Source organism: Cypionkella sp. (assembly GCF_036782355.1).
Classification (GTDB): Bacteria; Pseudomonadota; Alphaproteobacteria; order Rhodobacterales; family Rhodobacteraceae; genus Cypionkella.
Genome location: NZ_DAIPZF010000009.1, coordinates 1 through 24,940, shown reverse-complemented (window position 1 = coordinate 24,940; position 24,940 = coordinate 1). Strand labels below are relative to the sequence as shown.

Genomic DNA, 24,940 nt, shown 5'->3' with positions numbered 1-24,940 from the left:
AACCTGCCGCCCTTTTTTCGCTCTAGGCCCCGCGCCGGATCAGATAGGCGTCGATGCCGCAGCTTTCGCTGCTGCCCAGCAGCTCATGCCCGCTTTGGGCGCAAAAATGCGGCAGATCTATCGCGGCCATTTTATCGGTGGCCAGCACCCGCAAAACCTCGCCCGCAGCCATGCCCATCAGCCGCTTGCGCGCGCGCAGCACTGGCAGCGGGCACAAAAGCCCCGCGCAATCAATCTCGACGTCCCACTGCATCTTCGCCTCCTTGTCGGGCGCAGTTTCGCCTGCCCGCGCAGCCCACGCCAGCCCGAATTGCATGGGTGAAACATTTCCCCACGCGGAAGTGAGCCGCAACCGCGTGACCTTTGCCGAAAACCGCGCTAGATCTGCCAAAACGGAGGCCCCATGTTCGGCATAGACATCATTGACGCAAGCCTGTTCCCCGCCATGCTTGTGGCGCTTTTGGCAGGGGTTCTGTCGTTCCTTAGCCCCTGCGTGCTGCCGATTGTGCCGCCTTATCTGGCCTATATGTCGGGAATTTCCGTCAGCGAGATGAAGGGCGGACGCTCGCCCATCCTTGCAGCGCTGTTCTTTGTGCTGGGGCTTTCGACGGTCTTCATGATCTTTGGCCTTGCGGCCTCGGCCTTTGGGGCGTTTTTCCTTGGCAATGCCGAAACCTTTTCGACTGCCGCAGGCGTGGTGGTGATGATCTTTGGCGCGCATTTTGTGGGCGTGTTTCGCATCGGCTTTCTGGACCGCGAGATGCGGCTGGATGCGGGCGATAAGGGCGGCTCGGCCTTTGGTGCCTATGTTTTGGGGCTGGCCTTTGCCTTTGGCTGGACGCCGTGCATCGGCCCGCAACTGGGCGCGATTTTGTCGCTGGCCGCCCAAGAGGGTAATGTTGCGCGCGGCATGACCCTGCTTGCGGTCTATGCGGCAGGCTTGGGGCTGCCGTTTTTGGCCGTGGCCGCGTTTTTCTCGCGGCTTTCGCCAGCGGTTGCGTTTTTCAAGCGCCACGCCGAGCGGATCGAGCGGATCATGGGCCTGCTGCTTTGGACCATCGGCTTGATGATGCTGACGGGGGGCTTTTCGTCGTTTTCCTATTGGCTGTTGGAACATCTGCCGTTCTTGGCCAGCCTTGGCTAGAATTTGCCCTTGGAAATGCCGCATTCGCTGGTCAGGATAGCGTTGCAGCAACCCGAGGCTTTGATGCAAACCGATCACAGCACCGCCCAGACCGCAGCGCCGTTTCGGCGTCGCGTGTTCTATATTCCGGGCTATGATCCTATCCACCCGCGCCGCTACCGCGAGCTTTATCGCAAAGAGGGCAGGGATCAGGCGCAGATCTCGGGCTATGGCTTAGAGCTGACACCCAAAACCACCAAGGGCCCCTATGGTTGGCATGTGGCGGGCCAGTTTGGCGCGGCGCGCGCTGAGGCGGATATCGAGGTTCTGGTCTGGTCTGACATCGTCAAAACCTCGATGCAGCAGGGGATTGCAGCGACTTATGTGCAGCTTTTGCGCACCGCTTGGGCCTATATCGGCTCGGGCGCGCTGTTTCGGCTGATGCGGCTGCGCAAGGGGCCGATGATCGCGGCGCTTTATCCGATTGTGTTTTTGCTGGTGCAACTGGGGCTGGCCTGTCTCACGGGCTGGGGGCTGGGCGGGCTTGCAGCACGGCTGCATCCGGTTTTGGGCTGTGGCGTGGCGCTTGCGGTGATCTGGGCGGCGCTGTCGCTGTTTCGGCGCTGGGACAATAAGATTTTTGCCTATTACCTGATGCATGACTATGCCTATTCGGCGCAAGCGGGCGGGGCCAATCCGCCCGAGCTTGAGGCGCGGATGGCCGCCTTTCGCGCGCCATTGCGCGCCAGCCTGACCGAAGGCTATGACGAGGTGCTGGTGGTTGGCCATTCCTCTGGCGCGCATCTGGCGGTGTCGATCTTGTCGGACCTGCTGCGCGAGGGGCTGCCAGAGCGGGCGAGTGCGCTGGCGTTTCTGTCGCTGGGGCAGGTGGTGCCGATGGTGTCTTTCCTGCCGCAAGCGCGGCGGCTGCGCGCCGATCTTGCCTATCTGTCGGCGCAAGATCAGCTGGCTTGGGTCGATGTCACCGCCCCCGGCGACGGCTGCGCCTTTGCGCTTTGCGATCCGGTGGCGGTTACTGGCGTGGCTCCGGCTGGCAAGCGCTGGCCGCTGGTGGTTTCGGCGGCCTTCACCCAATCGCTAAGTCCGCAACGCTGGTCTGCGCTGCGTTGGCGGTTTTTTCGGCTGCATTTTCAGTATCTTTGCGCTTTTGATCGGCCCAAGGATTACGATTATTTCCAGATCACCGCAGGCCCGCTGCCGTTGCGACAGCGCTACGCGGGCCGCATGGCCTCGAAAAGCCGGATCGAGACGCCACTTTCTGGCTATCGAGACATGCTATGACCGCGCCAAAACCGAAAGCCCGCGCTGATCGGGTATCCCTTTGGCACTATCTGCGGCTGTTTCGCGCCGATATCCTGTCTGCACAGCCAGCGCGGCTCTATCGGGCTTGGATGGCCGAATTTCGCACGCCGTTTTTCCGCAGCTATCTGTGCAACGATCCGGCCTTGGTGGCGCGGGTCTTGGTCGAGCGTCCCGAAGATTTCCCAAAGTCCAACCGCATCAGCGAGGGGTTGCGGCCGATCTTGGGCAATTCGGTTTTCGTCACCAATGGCGAGGTTTGGAAGCGGCAGCGCCGGATTATTGATCCGGCTTTTGAGGGCGGGCGGCTGCGCGATACCTTTCCGGCCATCGCGGCGGCGGGGCAGGCGGCGGTGGCGCGGATGCCCTTGGGCGTGGTCGAAGTCGAGGCGGAAATGAGCCATGCCGCTGCCGATGTGATCTTTCGCACGCTGTTCTCGATCCCGATCGAAGATCAGATCGCCTCGCAAGTCTTTGACGCCTTTCGCGACTATCAACGCACCCAGCCTTTGCTGAACTTGGCGGCCTTTCTGCCCCTGCCTGCTTGGGTTCCGCGGTTTCATCGGCGTGGCACCAAGGCTTCGGCGGCCAAGATCCGCGCGCTGATCACCCAGATGACCGAGGCGCGCGCCGCCCAAATTGCCGCAGGCACCGCCCCCGATGATCTGGCAACCAAGATCATGACCACGGCCGATCCGCTGACCGGCGCCTGCTTTGAGACGTCCGAGATGGTCGATCAGGTGGCGATCTTCTTTCTGGCCGGCCATGAGACCAGCGCCTCGGCCTTGGCTTGGGCGCTGTTGATGCTCGCGCTTTATCCACAGGTGCAAGAGCAGGTCGCAGCCGAGGCCGCAGCCTTGGGCGATGCGCCAGATTTCGCCGCGCTGTCCAAGCTGCGCTATACCCGTGATGTGTTTCGCGAGGTGCTGCGGCTTTATCCGCCGGTGCCGATGATGGTGCGCGAAAATACCGCGCCCGAGGATTTGCGCGGGCGTTTGGTGGCAAAGGGCGGGCAGATCGTGCTAAGCCCCTGGCATTTGCACCGGCATGAACGCATCTGGAAAAATCCCGATGATTTTGACCCAAGCCGTTGGCAGACCGAGGAAAATAGGGCCTGCGCGCGCGATGCCTATCTGCCGTTTTCCGCCGGACCAAGGGTTTGCACTGGGGCTGGCTTTGCCATGGTCGAGGGGGTCTTGCTGCTGGCGCAATTGGCGCGCGGCTTTCGGTTTGAACCGGTTGCGGGCGAAGATCCGGTGCCCGTCGCGCATCTGACGGTGCGCGCGCGCGATGGCATCAGGCTGCGGATCAGCCGCCGCTGAGGCGGCGCAGAATAAACACCCGGATCGCCGAGGCAAGGCCGACATCGGCCTCGCGGCTGCCGTCAATTTGGGCGGCCAGCGCGTTCAGCGTCTTGCCCTCGGCCTCGGCAATCTCGCGAAAGGCCTGCCAGAACGCCAGTTCCAGCGACACGCTGGTGCGGTGGCCGCGCAGGGTCAGCGAGTGTTTGACGGGGCGGCCGCTCATGGCGCGTCGTCGCGCTGGTGGCCATCCAGATCGCGCTTTTCTTTTTCAAGCCGGGCGGCGTCCAGCGCCTTATCGGTCTTGCGCCGCCCGTATTTCACCGAGTTTGCATCCGCCTGCGCGCGGGCCTTGGCCTGATCTTTGGCCTTTCGGGCCGCGCGCAGATTGATGATTTCTGCCATGATCAGCCTTTGGGGCCGATCATATCTTCGGGCCGCACCACGCGGTCAAAGGTTTCGCCGTCGACATAGCCCAAGGCAATCGCCTCTTCGCGCAGGGTGGTGCCGTTTTTATGCGCGGTTTTGGCAACTTTGGTGGCGGCATCATAGCCGATGGTCGGTGCAAGCGCTGTCACCAGCATCAGCGATTCCTTCATCAGCTTGTCGATACGGGCGGTATTGGCTTGGGTGCCGACCACCATATTATCGGTAAAGCTGCCCGCCGCATCGCCCAAAAGCTGCATGGATTGCAAGACGTTATAGGACATCATCGGGTTGTAGACGTTCAACTCGAAATGACCCTGCGATCCGGCAAAGCCCACGGCCGCGTCATTGCCCATCACATGTGCGCAGACCATGGTCAGCGCTTCGGCTTGGGTCGGGTTGACCTTGCCCGGCATGATCGACGAGCCTGGCTCGTTTTCAGGCAGGATCAGTTCGCCCAGACCCGAACGCGGGCCAGAGCCCAGCAGCCGCAAATCGTTAGCGATTTTGAACAGGCTGGCGGCCACGGTTTTCAAAGCACCCGAGAACATCACCATGGCGTCATGTGCTGCAAGGGCTTCGAACTTATTGGGGGCGGTGACAAAGGGCAGATCGGTGATCGCAGCGATTTCAGCCGCGACGCGGGTATCCCAGCCGACGCGGGTGTTCAGGCCGGTGCCGACCGCCGTGCCGCCCTGCGCAAGCTCGTAAATATCGGGCAGGCACATCTTGACCCGCGCGATGCCCTTGGCGACTTGGGCGGCATAGCCCGAGAATTCTTGGCCCAGCGTCAGCGGTGTCGCATCTTGGGTATGGGTGCGGCCAATCTTGATAATGTCTTTGAATTCAACCGCTTTGGCATCCAGTGCCGCGTGCAGTTTTTGCAGCCCCGGCAGCAGCACATCGCGCGCCATCATGCCAATGGCGACATGCATCGCAGTGGGGAACGTGTCGTTCGAGGATTGCCCCATGTTGCAGTGATCATTGGGGTGGACAGGCTTTTTGCTGCCCATCACGCCGCCCAACATCTCGATCGCGCGGTTCGAGATCACCTCATTGGCGTTCATATTCGACTGGGTGCCCGACCCGGTCTGCCAGACCACCAGCGGGAAGTTGTCGTCGAACTTGCCGTCGATCACTTCTTGCGCGGCGCGGGCGATGGTGGTGCCCAGATCTTTGTCCAGATCGCCTTGGGCAATATTAACCAAAGCGCAGGCCTTTTTGATCACCCCAAGCGCGCGAATGATCGCGACGGGCTGGCGTTCCCAGCCGATGGGGAAGTTCATGATCGAGCGCTGCGTTTGCGCGCCCCAGTATTTGTCTGCAGGAACTTCAAGCGGGCCAAAGCTGTCGGTTTCGGTGCGGGTGGCGGACATGTGCAAGCCTCCTATTTGGGATAGGGGCGGCATAACGCGGAAGGGTTAAGAATTCAATCTGTATGCGACAGTATACTGAAGATTGCGGCTTTTAGGCGCGGTAAAAATGATAAACCCGCGCGGGCGGCAGATTGAGCCAGACTTTTGGCCCCTTGCGCACGCTTAGACCCAGATCCGCCATCACATCGGGAGAAATTGGCAGGTTCGGCCCATAGGTGAACTGGCTGAACACCCCATCGGGGGCCAAAATGTCAAAACCGGCTTTCACAATCGCATGGCGCAAGCCGCTGGGCATCGACAACAGCGGCAGGCCCGAGATCACCCGCGCCACGCCCTTTGGCACAAGGTTGGGCGCAAGCTGGGCGGCGGCGCTGTGGATCGTTACCCCCGGCAGAGTTTGGCGCAGATGTGTGACAAAATCGGGGCTCATCTCGAACAGGGTGATATCGGCGGGCGCCACTCCTGCCGCCAGAATGCCCCGCGTCAAAGCGCCGGTGCCGGGGCCAAATTCAACCACCCGGCCAGAGCTTGGCCCCAAGCCCTGCGACATTGCTTTTGCAAGCCAAGGCGAAGACGGCGCGATTGCCGAGATTTGTTTAGGTTTCGAAAGAAGTTGTCGTAAAAAAACCTGTGCTTCGTGGGCCATACTGGCCTCCAGACTAAAAATCCGCTGTTACTGTTTGCGGAACTTATCAAGACTGAGGATCTGTGCCTCGCCTTGCGGCGGCGGTGTTGGATCGTCTTCTGGGCCCTCATCCTCGTCGTCTTCGTCGTCCTCATGGCTTTCAAAGCGCAGGCCGAACTCGACCGAAGGGTCGACAAAGGTGCGCACCGCGTCAAAGGGGATCACCAAATGCTCTGGCTGATTGCCGAAGTTCAGCGTGATTTCAAAGCCGTCATCGGTGACGATCAGATCTTCAAACCAGTGCTGCACCACGATCGTCATCTCACCCGGATAGCGCGAGCGTAGCCAATCGGCCATGACAACTTCGGGCACCGTGGTGTCAAAAGTGATGAAGAAATGGTGATCGCCGGGCAGGCCAGCTGCTGCAACATCGCTGAGAACGGTCTGGATCAAGCCCCGCATTGCGCGGTGCATCAGCAGTCCGTATTCAATCGACTTTGTCATGAGCAGCCCCTTCTAATTGTGGTCAGCATAGGGGATTCGGCCTCAAAGGGAAGGGGGCAGCGTGACGATTGCTGCAAGTGCAGCGCTGGTCAGGGCACAAAGCGCCAAGACCCAGCCAAGCGGCCAATGCCTGCGCAACAGCAGATAGGCCGCCACGATCAAGAGCGCGATTGGCAGCGGGCGTAAACTGCTTGGATCCGGCAGATTAAGCCGCAGCGGGCCAAGCCAGATCGGCAGGCTTGCGGTAAACAGCACATGGCCTGCAAACCAAAGCGAGAGGCTGGCAATCACACCAACAACGGCGGCGGTGATGGCCTGTAAGCCCGCCGCAAGACGGGGGGCTTGGCGCAGATGCGCAATCCACGGGCCACCCGCGAATATCCATAAAAAGCAGGGTGCAAAGGTCATCCAAAGCGCTGTGGCGGCACCGGCAAGCCCCATCAGCAGCCCCGATTTTGCCGCCGCCACAAAGCCCACAAACTGCGTCACAAGGATTAATGGCCCGGGCGTGGTTTCGGCAAGGCCCAGGCCGTCGATCATTTGTGGCAGACTAAGCCATTGTTTTTGCTGCACCACCTCTTGCGCCATCCAAGCCAGCACCGCATAGGCGCCGCCAAAGGTCAGCAGCGACAGTTTCGAAAAGAACAGTGCGATCTCGGCCAGCAAGGGTGGGGCAAAGCCCAGCATTAGCGCAAGTGGTCCCAGCCAAACCGTGCCCCAGATCGTGGCGGCGCGCAGGCTTTGCCGCCAGGGTTTCGCTGTGTTTTCAGCGCGGTGGGCGATAGGGCTGCGCAAAAATCCCCAAAGCGCTGCGCTTAGAATCACCAGCGGAAATGGCAGGGCAAAGACCGCCAGCGCCGTGAAGGCCAGTGTGGCGATCACCCTCTGCTGTGGTGTTTTCAGCGCGCGCTTGGCCACCCGCAGCAGCGCTTCGATGACCACGGCCAGTACCGCGGCTTGCAGGCCGGCAAACAGACCAGCCACCAGCGGAATTTCGCCCCAAGTGACGTAAATCATGGATAAAAGCAGCACCACAACCGCGCCTGGCAGCACGAATAATCCGCCCGCAATCAGCCCGCCGAGCGTGCCATGCTTGCGCCAACCGATCCATGTGGCCAGTTGCATCGCCTCGGGCCCAGGCAGCAGCATGCAAAACGAGAGCGCCGAAAGATAGTCTTGCTCGCTGAGCCAGCCGCGCTTTTCCACCACCTCGCGGTGCATCAGGCTGATTTGCGCGGCCGGACCGCCAAAAGACAGCAGACCAATGCGCAAAAACACCGCCGTCAGATCGGCCAAGCTGGCTGGGGGCATTGTCACTAACCTGTTGTAAAACTGTCATATTCGTCGCGAATAGACGCGAAGCAGGTTAGGCCTGCCATCTGGTTTTGCATAGGGGGAAAGTGCCGGATTCTGTTGCCAGGTTCCGGCGGACCCCGCCCTACGCGGCTAAGCGCAGGGACTTAGTTTCGGCGACTCGAACTGCTTACGCAGCCAAAGCCATTGCCGGAGCACGGTTGTCATTTGCAACTGTACGTTTCGGACCGATAACGGTGGTACCTCACCGAGCAAAAGCTGGCCCCTTTAGACGTTCGTCGATCCTATTTCGACCCCAAGCACCTGCAAAGACAGGGGTATTGGTGGAGTCGTCGGGTACCGCCCCCGAGTCCGAGCCGTGTATTATGGGTGCGTTTATCGCCATAGTCGCAAGCAAGCCTGCGACAGCTTTAATATAGGGCGGCGCGCAGGCAGGTGCAAGGCGCTTGCGTCACGACAGTCGCAGGGCAGGTTTGATCCGGCGCATCGCGTCAGGAAATCCCCTCCAGATCAACCAGCCGCGCATTGATAAACACCGGATTGGCGCGGCGCAGCACCGGCCGACCGGCCTTTTTGAATTCTAGGATCTGTTCGAAGATATAGAACAGCAAAAAACCATGGTCGTTCATGAAATCAGCCAGCCGCTGATAGGGCACATGGGTGGTGTTATAACGGTTCATGCCGGCCTCGACCTGAATAAAGTCGATGCAGCCAAGCGAGGGCGCAAAGCCTTGCAACACCTCTAGATCATGGCCCTCGGTGTCGATCTTGAGATAAGAGACATGCTCCAGACCAAGCCGTTTCAGTACCGCCGCGCCTTGGTGGATGGCCACCTCGATGCCGGTTTCGGGGTCGTGGTCCGAGAGAACGCGGTTTTGAGTGGAAATTGCGCTGTCTGACATTTGCAGCAGCGCAGGCTTGGCCCCCAGACCGATCTGATGCGCCATAATGCTGTCATGACCGCGGGTATTGGCCAGCAATTTGCGATAGCTGGCGGGAAAGGGTTCAAAGCAATGCACCATGGCCTGCGGATAGGCCTTGATGAACCCCAAGGCGCTTTGACCGACATTGGCCCCCACATCCAAGATCACCGAGGGCGTCCAGCCCTTGATCCGCCGCGAGATGACGGTGAATTCGGTGGTTTCGACGGCTTTTGTGGCGGCCATCTGGGCCTTTCTGGCTTGAAAATACGAGCCCGCGAGATGCTGAAAACACCGCCCAAACCAAGGGCTTGGGCGGTGGCGTGTTGTGTGATCAGAAACCGGATTTGATCAGTTCGAATTCCTGAACCATCTTGTCACGGAAGCCTGGGTCAATTGGCACCTGAGCCAGCAACGTGGTGTCGATTGGGTCAACGTCGCCTGCTTTCAGATCTGCAAGCGGAATATCTTTCAAGGCAGCGTCATTGGCGCTGGCATAGCCAAAATTCGCCAAAAGACCCTTGGCAGAATCATGCTCGAGCCAAGCGTTGATGAAATCATAGGCCTGATCTTCCGAGCCCGGCGCGTCTTTGAAGTTCACATAGCCGCAGAACCAGCTTGAGACGCCTTCGCTTGGGCTGCGCTGAAACGCCACTGGCACGCCTTCGCTGCGCATATTGGCAACGGCGTCGTTCCAGTTCCACGAGATGTCAATCTCGCCCGATTTCATCAACTGCGCCAATTCGGCCGGATCGACCCAATAAGTTTTCACGTTCTGATGCGCCTGACGCAGCCAAGCGGCGGCGGCGGTGAATTGAGCGTCGGTCACATTGGTCCAATCCGACACGCCTGTGGCCAGATAGGCCAGCGAGAAGGCATCATCGGTGTTGTCGGGCAGCGAGATTTTGCCGGCATATTTTGGGTTCACGAAGACTTGCAGCGAGGCGACGTCTTCGGCGGGCACCTTTTCGGTGTTATAGGCAATGGCGGTATAGGCGTAATCGGTTGGAATATACCAAACCCCTGCCTCATCCGCGAAAATCTTCGAATCCTTAAAACGCGGCGCAATATTGGCGTATTCTGGGATACGGCTGACATCCCAAGGCTCGATCAGCCCGGCGTCACGGTATTTCTGCACCATCTGCGAGCATGGATGCGCCACATCGGCCTTAAAGCCCGAAGAAACTTTCTGGAAAGCCTCGTCGTCATCGCCAAAGAAGGCATAGGTCGGCATGCCATGCTTGGCAATAAACGAGGTGATCAGCGATGGCTCTTCAAAGCCGGCCCAGTCAAAGACGGTCAGATTGACGTCCTCGCCATGAGCGACAGAGGCAAAAGCCAAGGCGGCGGCGGTGCTGGTCAGTAGGGTTTTAACTTTGGTCATGGAGGCTCCTCGGTTGGTGGGTTCGGTGCCAGATTTGCTTCTGACTTGCCGAAATCGCATTTAAGCTAGATTGGCTCTGGTCTTGTCTCAAGGTCTTATTGCAAGATCGGCGCGGAAAGGGGCGTTTGACAAGACTTCCCCTACGTCAATTCGGAAAATTTGATCAAATCGAGGGCAGATGATGGGTTTCAAGGCACTTGTGATGGAGCAGCAGGGCGATGCAGGGGCGGTTGCGGTGCTGCGCGATCTGGAGATCTCGGCGCTGCCCGAAGCCGAGGTGACGGTGGCTGTCGACTATTCGACGCTGAACTATAAAGACGGGTTGTGCCTTTCGGCCAAAGGTGGCGGTTTGGTGCGCAACTATCCGCATGTGGCGGGCATCGATTTTGCCGGCGTTGTCGAGGCGTCGGACGATCCGCGCTACGCGGCGGGCGACCGGGTTGTGCTGACAGGCTGGCGGGTGGGCGAGGCGCATTGGGGCGGCTATGCGCAAAAGGCGCGGGTCAAGGCCGATTGGCTGGTGCCGCTGCCCCAGGGCCTCAGCACGCGCCAAGCCATGGCGGTTGGCACGGCAGGCTTTACCGCGATGCTGGCGGTGATGGCGCTGGAAGATCATGGGCTTACGCCAGAAAAGGGCGAGGTTTTGGTCACCGGCGCTGCGGGCGGTGTGGGGTCAGTGGCCACCGCTATTCTTGCCGCGCGCGGCTATCAGGTGGCGGCGGTCACCGGCCGGCCCGAGACGGCGGACTATCTGCACGCCCTGGGGGCATCGCGCATCGTGGCGCGCGAGGAGCTGGCCGAGACGGTCAAGCGCCCGCTTGAAGCGGAAACTTGGGCTGGATGCATTGACGCCGTGGGCGGCGCGATGCTGGCGCGGGTCTTGGGCCAGATCAAACACGGCGGCTCGGTTGCAGCCGTGGGGCTTGCGGGCGGCTCGGCGCTGCCTGCATCGGTCATTCCGTTTTTGTTGCGCGGCATCAACCTTTTGGGGATTGATTCGGTGCTTTGCCCCTTCGAGCGGCGCAAGCTGGCTTGGGCCCGCATCGCGGCAGAGCTGCCGATGGCCAAGCTGGAAAGCATGGTGCGCGAGGTCGGTCTTGGCGATCTGCCACAGCTTGGCGCCGATATTTTGACCGGCGCGGTGCAGGGCCGCGTGGTTGTGGATCTGAACAAATGAGCGAGACAGCAGCGATGACATCTCTTGATATGACCTTCGTGCGCAGCCAGTTTCCGGCCTTTGCGCAAGATTTGACCGCCAGCCATGCGTTCTTTGAAAATGCGGGCGGCTCTTACCCCTGCGCCCAAGTGGTGGACCGGCTGCATCGGTTTTACACCGAGCGTAAGGTGCAGCCCTATGGCCCCTATCCTGCCGCCCAAGCTGGCGGGGCCGAGATGGACGAGGCCCGCGCGCGGCTTGCCGCGATGATGGGTGTGGCGGGGCCGCAGGTGTCTTTTGGGCCTTCGACCTCGGCGAACACTTACGTTTTGGCGCAAGCGGTGCGGCAATGGTTGCGCGGCGCGAATGCGGCGATTGTGGTGACAAATCAGGACCATGAGGCCAATTCAGGCGTCTGGCGCAGGCTGGCGGATGAGGGCATCGAGGTGCGCGAGTGGCAGATTGATCCTGTCACAGGCAGCCTTGATCCGGCGGGACTAGCAGCACTTTTGGCCGACGGTCGGGTGAAACTTGTGGCCTTTCCGCATTGCTCGAATGTGGTGGCCGAGATCAACGACGTATCAGCCATTTGCGAGATTGCCCGTGCCGCAGGCGCGCGCACCGTGGTCGATGGCGTGTCCTATGCCCCGCATGGCTTTCCCGATTTTCCAGGCCTTGGCTGCGATGTCTATTTGTTTTCTGCCTATAAAACCTATGGGCCGCATCAGGGCATCATGGTGATCACCGAAGATTTTGGCGCAGAACTGCCCGCGCAGGGCCATTCGTTTAATGCAGGGTCTTTGTACAAACGCTTTACCCCCGCTGGCCCCGATCACGCGCAGATTGCGGCTTGTGCGGGCATGGCCGATTATATCGACGCGCTGCACGCGCATCACTTTGCCCCCGAAGCCGATCCGGCAGCGCGCAACCGCGCGGTGCATGGGCTGATGCGGGCGCAAGAGGTGGCGGCGGTCGCGCCCTTGCTGGACTATCTGGCGGCGCGCAACGATCTGCGCTTGTTGGGCCCAAGGCGGGCCGAGGACCGCGCGCCCACCGTGGCCGTGGCCTTTGACCGCGCAGCCGAGCCGATTTCCGAGGCGCTGGGCCGCGAAGGCATTGCCTGCTGGGCGGGCGATTTCTATGCCGTGCGGCCTTTAGAGGCGATGGGTGTTGATCTGGGGCGCGGTGTGCTGCGGATGTCTTTGGCCCATTACACCAGCGCCGAAGATGTGGCGCGCCTGATCGCAGCGCTTGACCGCGTGCTGTAACCGCGGGCAGGGGGGCTGCGGCCCCCCTTTTGTTAAGATTTCTGACTTTCTGAGATGTGCGAGTGATCCAAGGCCCGTTTTCGGGCGTAAACCCTTGAAAGAACGTGGGTTGGGATGACAAAAACACCTTTGATTTTATGGTTTCGACGGGATTTGCGCCTGTCGGATCATCCCATGCTGGCCGCCGCTGTTGCAACAGGGCGGCCTTTGCTGCCTGTGTTCATCCTTGATCCTGAAACCGAGGCGATGGGGGCCGCAGCGCGGTTTCGCCTTGGGCTAGGGCTTGCGCATTTTGGCGGCGTTTTGGCGGATATCGGCTCGCGGCTGATCCTGCGGCGCGGGGCGGCTTTGCCGGTTTTGCGCGCCCTGTTGGCCGAGACGGGGGCAGCAGGGGTCTATTGGCAGCGCATGTATGACCCCGCCGCCAAGACCCGCGACGCCGAGGTAAAGGCAAGTCTGCGCGCCGATGGTTTTGAGGCTGAAAGCTTTTCAGGCGCGCTGCTGATCGAACCTTGGCAGGTCGCAACGGGGACGGGCGGCTATTACAAGGTCTATACGCCGTTCTGGCGCGCGGTTTCGGCGCGCGGCTTTGCACCGCCAGTGCCCGCCCCTGCGCATCTGCCAGCCCCAGAGCTTTGGCCTGCGTCCGAGGATCTGGGCAGTTGGCAGATGGGCGCTGCGATGCGGCGCGGTGCGGGCGTTGTGCTGCCGCATCAGCGGGTTGGCGAAGCGGCAGCGCTGGCGCGGCTGGATGGCTTTATCGCAGCCTCGGTGGCCGATTACCGCATCGAGCGCGACTTTCCAGCCGAGACGCAGGCGACCTCGGGGTTGTCTGAAAATCTGGCTTGGGGTGAAATTGGCCCGCGCACGATCTGGGCGGCGGGGCAGCGGGCGCTGCACCAAGGCGCCGCTGGGGCCGAGCATTTTTGCAAAGAACTGGTCTGGCGCGAATTTGCCTATCATCTGCTGCACCATGCGCCGCAGATCGAGACAACCTGTTGGCGGCCCGAATGGGAAGGCTTTGGCTGGCGCGGCGATAACGCCGATGCCGAACGCTGGCGCCGCGGCATGACGGGCGAACCCTTTGTCGATGCCGCCATGCGCGAGGTTTATGTCACCGGCCGCATGCACAACCGCGCCCGCATGATCGTGGGGTCTTATCTGACCAAACATCTGCTGACCGATTGGCGCGTTGGGCTGGCTTGGTTTGCCGAAGTGCTGACCGATTGGGATCCGGCGGCAAATGCCATGGGCTGGCAATGGGTTGCAGGTTGCGGTCCCGATGCCGCACCGTATTTTCGGGTGTTCAATCCCGCAGGTCAGGCCGAGAAATTTGACGCCGATCAACGCTATCGGCGGCGCTGGATCGCCGAGGGCGCGCGTGTGCCGGCAGCTCAGGCCTTGTCGTTTTTTGACGCTTGCCCCAAAAGCTGGGGGCTTGACGCAAGCGCGCGTTATCCGGCACCGATAGTAGAACTGGCAGAAGGGCGGGCGCGGGCTTTGGCGGCCTATAGCGCGCAAAAAGAAGGGAACGGCGGAAATGATGGCGACGTCTGAGGCAATGGCAGGTCCATCTGCGGGGATTTTAACCTCGACCCAAGGGCAAAGCAATTTGCCGCGCTATTTCGGCGCGGTTTTTGCGATTGCCAAGCGGCTGCAACGCGGGCGGCTGGATTTTGTGCTGCCTGATGGCCGCCGCTTTCGCATTGAGGGCGCCGAGGCGGGCCCCGTAGCTGAACTGACCTTGCACAGCAATGATGTCTTTGCCCGCCTGATCCGCGAAGGCGATTTGGGGTTCAGCGAGGCCTACGTCGAAGGCGAATGGTCCAGTCCCGATCTGATGGCTTTTATGGATCTGGTGCATCAGGGCAACAACGATGTCTACGACAGCTTCCCCGGCATGGGAATGATGCGGCTGTTTGAAAAGCTGCGGTTCTGGATGCAATCCAACACCAAACGCGGCGCAAAAAAGAATATCGCGGCGCATTACGATCTGGGCAATGACTTCTACAGCCTTTGGCTGGATGACAGCATGACCTATTCCTCGGCGCTGTTTGCCGATGGGCAAGAAAGCCTCGAGACCGCGCAGGCGCGCAAATACGCCTCGATGGTCGACCGCATGGGCGTGCAGGCGGGCGATCACGTGCTGGAGATTGGCTGCGGCTGGGGCGGCTTTGCCGAATATGCCGCGAAAGAGCGTGGGCTTCGGGTGACGGCGCTGACGATCTCGCAGGCGCAACATGATTACGCCGTGGCGCGGATGGCGCGGCTTGGCCTGTCGGATCTGGTTGAAATTCGGATGCAAGATTACCGCGATGTGCGCGGTGAATATGACGGCATCGCCAGCATCGAGATGTTCGAAGCCGTGGGCGAGGCCTATTGGCCCAGCTATTTCCGCACCCTGCGCGCAAGGCTGAAACCCAAGGCGCAGGCGGTGGTGCAGGTGATCACCGTGCAGGATGACCGCTTTGCCACATACCGTAAGAACGTTGATTTCATTCAGAAATACATCTTCCCGGGCGGAATGCTGCCCTCGGCTGCAATCTTGGCGCAAGAGGCGGGCAAGGTGGGGCTTGCTGTCACCGATACGCTGGAATTTGGCCGCAGCTACAGCCAGACCCTTCGGCGTTGGTATGATGTGTTCAATGATCGCTGGTCCGAAGTGGAAAAGCTGGGCTTTGACGCGCGGTTTAAACGGATGTGGAACTTTTATTTGACCTCTTGTGCTGGAACCTTTGAAGGAGGAAACTGTGAGGTAATACAAGTGACGTTTACACGACCCTAGTGTGTGTGAGGATGCGATGCCAACTGCGGCGAAACTGGTGGCAGGCGTGATATTTGCGGTTCTAGCTTTCTTTGCCGCACAGGCCTATGCCGCCCAACTGCCCGCAACCAGCAGCCCAGCTTGGATGCGCGAAATCGCGGCAGTTACCGGAGCCGTGCTGGGCTGGTCGACGCTTGGCGCCAAAGGTCGGCACCAAAACTTTGGCAAGGCCGCAGGCGCTGGGCTGCGTACAAGCCTGTTTATAGTGATCTGGGCCCTGTTGTTTTTGGCGATTTATCTGATGCTGAAGCGCTCGATCAGCGGAAAATATCACGGTTTGGTTGAGGCGCTTTTAAGCGTGTTTGATATCTTTTATGCGCAGGGCCGCTTGCTGGTGCAGCCAGATGTGCTGCTGATTTTGCTGGCTGGCGGGGTCTTGGGCGGGCTTGCGACCGAATGGGCCGCGCGGCGGTTTACATGAGCGAGGGCTGCTTTCTCTGGGGGGTGCTGCGCTATCCGCCGCTGTGGAGGGGCCGCGATCTGGATTTCGAGCCTGCCAGTCTGCGCGGCGTGATGGTGGCGGCCGATCCCGAGACAGGCGCTGCGCTGCTGGTAAGCCAGCACGACGGGCTGGCTCAGGGGGCTTTGCTGCGCGGACTTGCGGCGGAAGACTTACAGACGATGGCGGCGCTCGAAGGCAACAGCCTAAGGTGCGCGCGCGTGACGGTCGAGCTGGCGCAGGGCGGACAGGTTCAAGCCACAGCACTGCTGCCGCAAACCGCGCTGGCAGATCAGGGCTTTGCGGCTTGGGATTTGGCGCAATGGGCGGCGCGTTACGGCGCGGAATACGCGTTGGTGGCGCAAGCCGAGGTTGAGGCCGCCCGGCTTGGCCCGCTGCTGGCCCGGGCGGGGGCCCGCCTGCGCGCCGCAGCCCAAGTGGCACCGGTGACGCGGCGCCACTCCGCTGGCACCCAAGATGTTGCCTGTCAGGCCCTGCGCCAACCCTATAAACGGTTTTTCGCGGTGGAAGAGGCCGATCTGCGCTTTCGCCGCTTTGATGGCAGCCTCAGCCCGCAGGTCACCCGCGCCGGCTTTATCAGCTGTGACGCGGTCACGGTGCTGCCCTATGATGCGCAGCGCGACCGTGTGCTTTTGGTCGAGCAATTCCGCACCGGCCCCTTCCTGCGCGGCGATCCGCAGCCTTGGCAACTTGAAGCGATTGCAGGACGCATAGACGCGGGCGAAACCCCCGAAGAGGCCGCCCGCCGCGAGGCGCTGGAAGAGGCAGGCTTGACCCTGACCGCCTTGCTTCCGGTGGCCCAGTATTACCCCTCCCCGGGCATTCTGACCGAGTTCCTCTACAGCTATCTCGCCCTCACCAACCTCCCCGACCATGCCGCAGGGATCTTTGGCCTCGCCGAAGAGTCCGAGGATATTCGCGGCCACCTGATCTCCTTTGATCAATTGATGGCCTTGGCGCAATCGGGTGAGATCGGCAATGGACCTTTGCTGCTCTTGGCCTATTGGCTTGCCGCCAACCGTATCCAGCTGCGCCGTGCCTGTCCTGCTTCATCTGTCTAAAAATATCCCACGGGGGTGCGGGGGTGTGAAACCCCCGCTTTTGGCCAGATCGAAGACCGACCAAATCGGTCGAGAGCTGCTTGCCGCGCAGCGGGGGTTTCACACCCCCGCACCCCCGTGGGATATTTTTAGACAGATGAAAGGGCAAGAGTTGCGCCACTTTGGCGGATTTTGCGGCTTGTGCGATGGCTTGGGCTGCAAGAGAGGGTTGCATGAGCTGCGCTGGGTGGCATAACTGGCCAGCACCTCAAGGGAGTCTGGTCTGCATGAGTGACGACAGCCGCAAGATACCCACGCATGAGCTCACCTATGCGCGGCTGCGCGATATGATTTTGTTTGGTGTTCTCGCCCCCGGTCAGCCGGTGACCATTCAGGGGTTGATCGCTGATCTTGGCGCGGGCATGACGCCGGTGCGCGAGGCCATTCGACGTTTGACGGCTGAGGGGGCTTTGTTGCCGCAGGGCAATCGGCGGGTGACGGTGCCACGGCTATTGGGCAGTGATCTGGAGCAGGTGGCTTTTGCCCGGCTGACCATAGAGCCACGACTTGCGGAGCTGGCGACGGCGGCGGTGACGCCTGAGCTGATTGCAGATTTGCAGGATTTGGATGCGCAGGTCGATGCTGCAATTGCTGCGGGCGATGTGCAGGCCTATTTGCAAAGCAATCACGCCTTTCACTTTGCGCTTTACGAGGCGGCGGGAGCGGGGGTTTTGCTGGATATGGCGCGCTCGCTTTGGTTGCGCTTTGGGCCAAGCCTGCGGGTGGTGACGCGGGAGGCGGGGGCTTCGAGCCTGCCGGATGCGCATAAGGAGGCGCTGGCGGCGTTAAGGGCGGGGGATGCGCCGGCGGTGGCCGCTGCGATGGCGCGCGATATCACCCAAGGTGTCGATCATGTGCGGGCGGGGTTGTTGCACGGCGGAATTTGATCAAATTCCTTGAAGCCTGCGCAGATTGCTCTTAGGCTGGGGCAAAGGCTGCCGGAATCGCGGTTGCCATTTGGTCAGGCGAAAGGTCCGCAGATGAATAAGATCACCAACCACATGCCCACGGCAGAGCTTCAGGCGCTGGATGCAGCGCATCACATGCATCCTTTCACCGACAATTCGGCGCTGGCCCAAAAGGGCGCGCGGATCATGACGGCGGGCAAGGGGGTTTGGCTGACCGACAGCGAGGGCCACCGTATTATTGACGGCATGGCGGGGCTTTGGTGTGTTAACATTGGTTATGGGCGCACCTCGATGGGGGATGTGGCCAAGGCGCAGATGGATCAGCTTGCCTATTATAACACCTTCTTTCAGACCAGCCATGTGCCTGCCATCGCACTTGCCGCCAAGATTGCCGAACTGGCACCGGAGGGGATGAACCACATCTTCTTTGCTGGATCTGGGTCAGAGGCCAATGACACCAATATCCGCATGGTGCGGCGCTATTGGGACATTAAGGGCCAGCCTGAAAAGCGCATCATCATTGCGCGGTTGAACGGCTATCATGGCTCGACCATGGGTGGCGGGTCTTTGGGCGGCATGTCGGGCATTCACGCCCATGGCGGCAAGATCGCAGGCATCGTGCATATTGGCGAGCCGAATTGGTGGGAGCAGGGCGGCGATATGACGCCCGAGGCTTTCGGGCTGATGCGGGCGCAAGAGCTGGAGACGATGATCTTGCAGCTGGGCGTCGAAAATGTCGGCGCTTTCATCGGCGAGCCGGTGCAGGGTGCAGGCGGCGTGATCATTCCGCCTTCGACCTATTGGCCCGAGATTCAGCGCATTGTTGATAAATACGGCATTTTGCTGATCGCCGACGAGGTCATCACCGGCTTTGGCCGCACCGGCAATTGGTTTGGCAGCCAGACCTTTGGCATCAAGCCGCATATCATGACCATCGCCAAGGGTCTGTCCTCGGGCTATCAGCCGATTGGCGGCTCGATCGTTTGTGACGAGGTGGCCGAGGTGATGGGCTCGGCGGGCGATTTCAACCATGGCTACACCTATTCGGGCCATCCGGTTGCGGCAGCTGTGGCTTTGGAGAACCTGCGGATCTTGCAGGAAGAAAAGATCATCGAACATGTGCAAAACGTCGCCAATCCGCATCTGGCCAAGCGCTGGGCGGAACTGGCGGATCATCCTTTGGTGGGCGAGGCTAAGTTGGTAGGTCTGATGGGTTCGATTGCGCTGACCCCCGATAAGGCGCATCGCGCCAAATTTGCAGCCGAGACCGGCACTGTCGGCTATCGCTGCCGCGAGCGCTGTTTTGCCAATGATCTAATCATGCGCCATGTTGGCGACCGGATGATCATCTCGCCGCCTTTGGTGATCACGCCGGACGAGATTGATATTCTGGTGGATCGCGCCAAGGTATCGCTGGATGAATGCTACATGGGTCTGAAGGCCGATGGGCTGATGGTTTCGCGCGGCTGAGCAGAGGCGGCTTGCGCGGGCAAACGGGTGGCGGGGAAACCTGCCGCCCGTTTTCTTTTGCCATCCTCAAAGATGACTTTGCTGCTGGATTTTAAAAATCCTTTGGGGCAAAGTTTTGCACAAAGTGTGGATGGGGTAACCAGTGCAAGAGCTTCCGTATCAGACAGTGAAAGCGGCTTTGGTCTTGGCGGCGCAGCATGCCGGGCATTCGATGGAAATCGCTGCGGCCTTGGCGCAATCGGCTTGGTGGTTGGAGAACCGAGGTGTGGCAGGGGTGGATCTGGTGATCGCCTATCTTGAGGCGAGCCGCAAGCTGCGACCCTCCGACCTTGGGGCCAAGCGCGATGATTATGGCAGTTTGCGCTGCATTTGCCCGATTGCTGCCGCCGCCGCCGTGATTGCCGAGCGGGATATTTTGCTAAGCGAAGGGGGCGAGGTGGCCGCAGAGGGCGTGGAATATGGCCTGTTCGGCGGTCCGGCCAGTCCGATGGTCATGGGGGCTATCTTGGCGTTTTATGGTGACGATCAGGGGCTTGGCGTGCGGCTGCGTTTTGGCGAGCAGGTGGTGGTGCTGTGCAAGGCGTTCCTCTGCCACGAAGAAGGGTGGGCGGCCGGCTTGGTGCAGCTGGATGTCGAGGCGTCAGTTGGCACGGATGTGGAGTTTGTCGATCTGTCCCGCTATCAGCCGATCGGGCGTATCGTTGCCTTTGAGCGGCAGATGATGCTGAAACTTCCAAGCAATCGCATGGGGGAAAACGGGACATTGCACCTGATTTGAAGGGTTTTTCGACGGTTCTATCCTGATTTTCATCCCAAGACCGCCAAGAGCGCGGAAAATTATTCTAAAACACCACGGGCCATCACGCGCGGGTTCCAGCCCGCAGGGGATTTCGCTTGCAGGGTTCTTTTCGTGCGGCATCGCTTGAGTTTATGCGCCTTGCAGCCTACACCTAAGGCAAAGATAAAAGGATGCATCATGCGTATTCACCGCGATCTGGCAGAGACAATCGGCAACACGCCGCTTTTGAAATTGAAGCGGGCCTCCGAGATTACCGGCTGCACGATCTTGGGAAAATGCGAGTTTTTGAACCCCGGCCAATCGGTCAAGGACCGCGCGGCGCTGTTTATGATCCGCGATGCGGTGGCCAAGGGGCAGTTGCAGCCCGGCGGCACGATTGTCGAAGGCACTGCCGGCAATACCGGCATTGGTCTGGCTTTGGTCGGTGCCAGCATGGGCTTTCGCACTGTGATCGTTATTCCTGAAACCCAATCGCAGGAAAAGAAAGATATGCTGCGGTTGGCAGGCGCTGAATTGGTGCAGGTGCCCGCAGCGCCCTATAAGAACCCCAACAACTATGTGCGCTATTCGGGCCGCTTGGCGCAGGCCTTGGCGATGACCGAACCCAAGGGTGCTATCTGGGCCAATCAGTTTGACAATATCGCCAACCGCCAAGCCCATATTGAAACCACGGGACCAGAGATTTGGCAGCAAACCGACGGCAAGGTCGACGGCTTTATCTGCGCGGTGGGCTCGGGCGGCACTTTGGCTGGCGTTGGCATGGCCTTGCAGCCCCATGGCGTCAAGATTGGTCTGGCAGACCCCGAGGGGGCGGCCTTGCATGCCTATTACACCACTGGCGCTTTTGAGGCCCCGGGATCCTCGATCACCGAAGGCATCGGTCAGGGCCGGATCACCGCCAATCTGGAAGGCTTTCGCCCAGACATGAGCTACCGGATTTCAGACGCCGAGGCCTTGCCTTTGGTGTTTGAGATGTTGGCTGAGGAAGGCATCTGCCTTGGTGGGTCGTCGGGGATAAATATCGCAGGCGCCATCCGCATGGCGCGCGAGATGGGGCCGGGCCATACTATCGTCACCATCCTGTGCGATTATGGCAATCGCTATCAGTCAAAGCTGTATAACCCCGCTTTCCTGAAGGAAAAGGGCCTGCCAGTGCCGACTTGGCTTGACCGCGCGCCACTGACTTTGCCCAGCGTGTTTGAAGAGGCATGAGCTTTCAGCTGAAGACCTTTCTCGCCGTTTTGACGCTGTCGCTTGCCTTTGTAGGGCAGGGCCAAAGCCAAAACCTGCCGTCGGTGGATGCCAGCGGGGCGATGGTCTTGGCGCCTGCAAGCCCTGTGGTGCCACAGCCCGACGCAAGCGCTGCTTTGGATTATACCGCTTGGGGGGCGATGGCTGATCGCGCCGAGGCGGTGATTGCCGCACCTGCCTCGACCACGGCGGCGATTGAACAGCTGCGCAGCCTGCTGGTGGATTGGCGCACGGCATTTTTGGGCGCGCAGAACGCCAATGCAGCCCGCATTGCAACCCTGCGCACCCAGATCGAAGCCTTGGGGCCAGCACCTGCCGAAGGTGCCACCGAAAGCGACGAGATTGCCAAGCGGCGCTCGGAATTGGCCGATCAGCTGGTGCGACTGCAAGCGCCCGGAATTGCCGCCGATGAGGCCTATCAGCGCGCCGATGGTCTGATCCGCGAGATTGACACCCTGCTGCGCGAACGCCAAGCCGATCAGCTGCTGCAACTTTGGCCGATGCCGATCAATCCGGCCAATTGGCCTGCGGCTTTTGGGGCTGCCACCTCGATCACGCTGTCACTTTACAACGAGCTGCGGCTGAAATGGGCCAGCCCAATCGCGCGGGCCGAATTGGCCGATATGCTGCCGGTTGTGCTTGCGCTGTTGGTGTTGGCGGTGGCAATTTTGTGGCGTGGCCGGCTGTGGGTGGATCGCCAGATCGACTGGCTGCAAGACCGCACCTCGGCACGCGGGCAGCGGTTGGTGGCTTTTGCGGCCTCGCTGGGGCAGATTGCCATTCCGCTGGCGGGGGTGGCGCTGATCACGGTGGCGCTGCAAATGACCGCGATGCTGGGCGGGTTAAGTGCGGCGGTTGTCAGCGCTTTGCCGATGATGGGCTTGCAGTTTTTCGGCGTGCGTTGGCTGGGGGGACGGATTTTTCCAACCGCAGCCCATGCGCCATCGCCGCTGGGTTTGGTGACAGAGCGGCGTGGCGAGGGGCGGGTGCTTTCGGCCTCTTTCGGGGTTTTGCTTGCCCTAGAGACCCTGCGGCGGGTGGTATTGGACCAACAACAGGCCAGCGAAGCCGCAACCTCTGTCATTTCCTTTCCGCTGATCGTGATTTGTGGGCTTTTGCTGTTCCGGATGGGGCATTTCTTGCAGCAGCATCTTTCTGCCGCAGAGACGAGCGAGGATAAGCCGGGTTATGTCACGCAATTTGCCCTGCTGCTGGCGCGCGGGGCGATGTTGCTGGGGCTCTTGGGGCCCGTGCTGGCGGCTGTCGGCTATATCTCGGCGGCCTCGGCAATGGTTTATCCTGCGGTGATGTCGATGGGCTTGGTGGCTCTGCTTTTGGTGGTGCAGCAACTGACCGAAGACGGCTATGCTTTGCTGACGCGGCAGGACGAGGATGCCAGCCGGACCGCCCTTGCTCCTGTGCTGATCGGCTTTGCGCTGATGCTGGCGACCCTGCCGCTGTTTGCGCTGATCTGGGGTGCGCGGCTGGCGGATCTGACCGAGCTTTGGACGCAATTCCGCGAGGGCGTGCAGCTGGGCGATACCCGCATCTCGCCCACGGTGTTTTTGATTTTTGCCGCGATTTTTGGTATTGGCTATGGGCTGACCCGGCTGTTTCAAAGCGCGCTGAAGACCAGCGTTTTGCCGCGCACCGCGCTCGATCAGGGCGGGCAGAATGCGGTTGTCTCGGGCATAGGTTATATCGGCATTTTCCTTGCGGCCTTGGTGGGGATCAATGCCGCAGGGATTGATCTGTCTGGCCTTGCAATTGTGGCTGGGGCCCTGTCGGTGGGCATTGGTTTTGGCTTGCAAACGGTGGTGTCGAACTTTGTTTCGGGCATCATTTTGCTGATCGAACGCCCGGTGTCCGAGGGCGATTGGATCGAGGTCGGCACCACCCAAGGCATCGTCAAATCTATCTCGGTGCGCTCGACGCGGATCCAGACCTTTGATCGGTCCGATGTCATCGTGCCAAATTCGGATCTGATCTCGGGGCGGGTGACCAATTACACCCGTTTTAGCCTGTCGGGTCGGCTGATCGTGCCGATTGGGGTGGCCTATGGCTCTGACACCCGCAAGGTCGAGGCCGTGCTGCTCGAGATTGCCGAAGCCCAGCCGATGGTGGTGCTGACCCCGCCGCCGCAGATTGTGCTGGCAGGCTTTGGCGCGGATTCGATCAACTTCGAGATGCGGGTGATCTTGCGCGATGTGAACTTTGGCGTCTCTGTGCGCTCGGAAATCAATCACGAGATCGCGCGTGCCTTCACTGAACATGGCATTGAAATTCCCTTCACCCAGCAGGATATTCACCTGCGCAATATCGACGAATTGGCCGCAGCGCTGCGCAGCATACCGCAGCCCAAGGCCGCCCCGGCAAAAGGAAAGCCAGAGCTATGACGACGCAGCTGCTGTTTCGCGACGATGCCTATCTGCGCGAGGCCAAGACCCAGGTGCTGGGCCATACCCCCGAAGGCGGCATCGTGGTGCAGGCCTCGGTGTTTTACGCCACCAGCGGCGGCCAGCCTGGCGACAGCGGCTTTATTTATTGGGAAGGTCGCAAGCTTGAGATTGCCACGGCGGTGCGGATCGAGGGCGGGCTGATCGCTCTGGTGCCCGCCGAGGCCGCAGCCCTGCCGCGTGAAGGCGTCGAAGTGGTGCAGCAAATTGACTGGACGCGGCGCCATAAACTGATGCGAATGCATACCGCGCTGCATCTTTTGTCGGTGGTGATCCCGCTTCCGGTCACCGGTGGCCAGATCGGAGCCGAGCGCGGCCGGCTGGATTTCATGATGCCAGAGCCGCCCGTGGATGTGGCAGCACTTAACACGGCCTTGAACGCGCTGATCGCCCGCGATTTGGTGGTCAGCACCAGTTTTATCACCGATGCCGAGCTCGAGGCCAAACCCGAGCTGGTCAAAACCATGTCAGTGCGCCCGCCTATGGGGCAGGGGCAGGTGAGGCTGGTCCAGATCGGCGATATTGATCTACAACCCTGCGGCGGAACCCATGTTGCCCGCACCGCCGAAATTGGCCGCGTCGAAATCGGTAAGATCGAGAATAAGGGCAAACAAAACCGCCGCGTGAACCTGATGCTGCTGGCCTAAGGCGCCGCGTTTCGCCTCAAAGTGAGAGGCCGGACCCAAAGCCCGATCTAGGGCAGGGCCCAAGGCGCGGGTTTTCGCAATTGCGGCCATATCACTGACAGAAATACCCCAAAAACCGCCCATTTGCCCCCTTGCGCCCACCCATACGAGCAGGCTAAACACCCCGCAACGGATCGGTGGCCGAGTGGTCGAAGGCGCACGCCTGGAAAGTGTGTAGGCGGGGAACCGTCTCTAGGGTTCGAATCCCTATCGATCCGCCACTTTCAATATGAAAAATAAGTTATGGGTCCTTCTGGGGCCCTTTTTTC

General features: G+C 60.6%; 24 protein-coding genes, 1 tRNA gene and 1 other RNA gene. 16 read left to right on the top strand and 10 right to left on the bottom strand.

The annotated features are described in order from the left end of the window. Positions 1–22: 22 nt before the first annotated feature. Positions 23–253, bottom strand: coding sequence for a sulfurtransferase TusA family protein (locus V7Q10_RS05050; RefSeq protein WP_333867964.1), 231 nt, complete (start codon positions 251–253; stop codon positions 23–25). 150 nt (positions 254–403) lie between these two features. Between V7Q10_RS05050 and V7Q10_RS05045 the strand changes: the two genes are divergently transcribed. The 3 genes from V7Q10_RS05045 (at position 404) to V7Q10_RS05035 (ending at position 3,765) form a co-directional block, all read left to right on the top strand. Next, positions 404–1,144 (top strand): cytochrome c biogenesis CcdA family protein, encoded by a 741-nt coding sequence (locus V7Q10_RS05045; protein ID WP_333867963.1) that lies wholly within the window; start codon positions 404–406, stop codon positions 1,142–1,144. Positions 1,145–1,207: 63 nt separating this feature from the next. Further along, the gene (locus V7Q10_RS05040) at positions 1,208–2,425 is read left to right on the top strand and encodes a hypothetical protein (RefSeq protein ID WP_333868024.1); all 1,218 of its coding nucleotides are present in this window, start codon (positions 1,208–1,210) and stop codon (positions 2,423–2,425) included. Beyond that, positions 2,422–3,765: a cytochrome P450 gene (locus V7Q10_RS05035; protein ID WP_333867962.1), complete on the top strand. Its 1,344-nt coding sequence runs from the start codon at positions 2,422–2,424 to the stop codon at positions 3,763–3,765. The genes V7Q10_RS05040 and V7Q10_RS05035 overlap by 4 nt, the downstream gene beginning before the upstream one ends. Here the strand turns inward: V7Q10_RS05035 and V7Q10_RS05030 are convergent. The 9 genes from V7Q10_RS05030 to V7Q10_RS04990 all read right to left on the bottom strand — a co-directional run bounded on the left by V7Q10_RS05030 (position 3,752) and on the right by V7Q10_RS04990 (position 10,293). Continuing rightward, complete coding sequence (locus tag V7Q10_RS05030; RefSeq protein WP_333867961.1) at positions 3,752–3,970, bottom strand: ribbon-helix-helix domain-containing protein; 219 nt, start codon at positions 3,968–3,970, stop codon at positions 3,752–3,754. The two genes, V7Q10_RS05035 and V7Q10_RS05030, sit on opposite strands and share 14 nt — an antisense overlap. Then, a complete protein-coding gene (locus V7Q10_RS05025; RefSeq protein WP_333867960.1) occupies positions 3,967–4,149 on the bottom strand; it encodes a DUF4169 family protein in 183 nt (60 codons plus the stop codon). Before V7Q10_RS05025 ends, V7Q10_RS05030 begins: the two co-directional genes overlap by 4 nt. 2 nt (positions 4,150–4,151) lie before the next feature. Further along, the gene (gene fumC, locus V7Q10_RS05020; RefSeq protein ID WP_333867959.1) at positions 4,152–5,546 is read right to left on the bottom strand and encodes a class II fumarate hydratase; all 1,395 of its coding nucleotides are present in this window, start codon (positions 5,544–5,546) and stop codon (positions 4,152–4,154) included. A 91-nt stretch (positions 5,547–5,637) separates the two neighbouring features. Beyond that, positions 5,638–6,096 (bottom strand): class I SAM-dependent methyltransferase, encoded by a 459-nt coding sequence (locus V7Q10_RS05015; protein WP_333867958.1) that lies wholly within the window; start codon positions 6,094–6,096, stop codon positions 5,638–5,640. A 123-nt stretch (positions 6,097–6,219) separates the two neighbouring features. Then, complete coding sequence (locus V7Q10_RS05010) at positions 6,220–6,675, bottom strand: SspB family protein (protein WP_333867957.1); 456 nt, start codon at positions 6,673–6,675, stop codon at positions 6,220–6,222. Positions 6,676–6,717: 42 nt separating this feature from the next. Beyond that, positions 6,718–7,986, bottom strand: a complete 1,269-nt coding sequence (chrA, locus tag V7Q10_RS05005) for a chromate efflux transporter (protein WP_333867956.1) — start codon at positions 7,984–7,986, stop codon at positions 6,718–6,720. A gap of 88 nt (positions 7,987–8,074) precedes the next feature. Continuing rightward, positions 8,075–8,434: a transfer-messenger RNA gene (ssrA, locus tag V7Q10_RS05000) on the bottom strand. A gap of 46 nt (positions 8,435–8,480) precedes the next feature. Then, a complete protein-coding gene (locus V7Q10_RS04995) occupies positions 8,481–9,155 on the bottom strand; it encodes an FkbM family methyltransferase (RefSeq protein WP_333867955.1) in 675 nt (224 codons plus the stop codon). 88 nt (positions 9,156–9,243) lie between these two features. Continuing rightward, the gene (locus V7Q10_RS04990; RefSeq protein WP_333867954.1) at positions 9,244–10,293 is read right to left on the bottom strand and encodes an extracellular solute-binding protein; all 1,050 of its coding nucleotides are present in this window, start codon (positions 10,291–10,293) and stop codon (positions 9,244–9,246) included. Positions 10,294–10,471: 178 nt separating this feature from the next. On the opposite strand from V7Q10_RS04990, the gene V7Q10_RS04985 reads away from it, so the two are divergent. From V7Q10_RS04985 to V7Q10_RS04925, 13 genes are all read left to right on the top strand, one after another. Further along, entirely contained in the window at positions 10,472–11,470 is a 999-nt protein-coding gene (locus V7Q10_RS04985; protein ID WP_333867953.1) for an MDR family oxidoreductase, read from the top strand. A gap of 14 nt (positions 11,471–11,484) precedes the next feature. Continuing rightward, positions 11,485–12,717 (top strand): aminotransferase class V-fold PLP-dependent enzyme, encoded by a 1,233-nt coding sequence (locus tag V7Q10_RS04980; RefSeq protein WP_333868023.1) that lies wholly within the window; start codon positions 11,485–11,487, stop codon positions 12,715–12,717. A gap of 114 nt (positions 12,718–12,831) precedes the next feature. Continuing rightward, complete coding sequence (locus tag V7Q10_RS04975; protein WP_333867952.1) at positions 12,832–14,274, top strand: cryptochrome/photolyase family protein; 1,443 nt, start codon at positions 12,832–12,834, stop codon at positions 14,272–14,274. Further along, complete coding sequence (locus V7Q10_RS04970) at positions 14,258–15,502, top strand: cyclopropane-fatty-acyl-phospholipid synthase family protein (protein WP_333867951.1); 1,245 nt, start codon at positions 14,258–14,260, stop codon at positions 15,500–15,502. Before V7Q10_RS04975 ends, V7Q10_RS04970 begins: the two co-directional genes overlap by 17 nt. A 16-nt stretch (positions 15,503–15,518) precedes the next feature. Next, positions 15,519–15,962, top strand: a complete 444-nt coding sequence (locus V7Q10_RS04965; protein WP_333867950.1) for a TrgA family protein — start codon at positions 15,519–15,521, stop codon at positions 15,960–15,962. Beyond that, positions 15,959–17,062 (top strand): NUDIX domain-containing protein, encoded by a 1,104-nt coding sequence (locus V7Q10_RS04960; protein ID WP_333867949.1) that lies wholly within the window; start codon positions 15,959–15,961, stop codon positions 17,060–17,062. The genes V7Q10_RS04965 and V7Q10_RS04960 overlap by 4 nt, the downstream gene beginning before the upstream one ends. 266 nt (positions 17,063–17,328) lie before the next feature. After that, a complete protein-coding gene (locus V7Q10_RS04955) occupies positions 17,329–17,988 on the top strand; it encodes a GntR family transcriptional regulator (protein ID WP_333867948.1) in 660 nt (219 codons plus the stop codon). A gap of 93 nt (positions 17,989–18,081) precedes the next feature. After that, positions 18,082–19,479 carry an aspartate aminotransferase family protein gene (locus V7Q10_RS04950; RefSeq protein ID WP_333867947.1) on the top strand — a complete coding sequence of 466 codons (1,398 nt, stop codon included), beginning with the start codon at positions 18,082–18,084 and terminating at the stop codon, positions 19,477–19,479. A gap of 142 nt (positions 19,480–19,621) precedes the next feature. Beyond that, on the top strand, positions 19,622–20,257 hold the full coding sequence (locus V7Q10_RS04945) for a hypothetical protein (protein WP_333867946.1): 636 nt from the start codon (positions 19,622–19,624) through the stop codon (positions 20,255–20,257). Positions 20,258–20,455: 198 nt separating this feature from the next. Then, a complete protein-coding gene (locus V7Q10_RS04940) occupies positions 20,456–21,490 on the top strand; it encodes a cysteine synthase A (protein ID WP_333867945.1) in 1,035 nt (344 codons plus the stop codon). Then, positions 21,487–23,925 carry a DUF3772 domain-containing protein gene (locus V7Q10_RS04935; RefSeq protein ID WP_333867944.1) on the top strand — a complete coding sequence of 813 codons (2,439 nt, stop codon included), beginning with the start codon at positions 21,487–21,489 and terminating at the stop codon, positions 23,923–23,925. Before V7Q10_RS04940 ends, V7Q10_RS04935 begins: the two co-directional genes overlap by 4 nt. Next, on the top strand, positions 23,922–24,632 hold the full coding sequence (locus V7Q10_RS04930) for an alanyl-tRNA editing protein (RefSeq protein ID WP_333867943.1): 711 nt from the start codon (positions 23,922–23,924) through the stop codon (positions 24,630–24,632). Before V7Q10_RS04935 ends, V7Q10_RS04930 begins: the two co-directional genes overlap by 4 nt. A 170-nt stretch (positions 24,633–24,802) precedes the next feature. Next, positions 24,803–24,892: transfer RNA gene (locus tag V7Q10_RS04925), tRNA-Ser, on the top strand. The last annotated feature ends 48 nt before the right edge of the window (positions 24,893–24,940 follow it).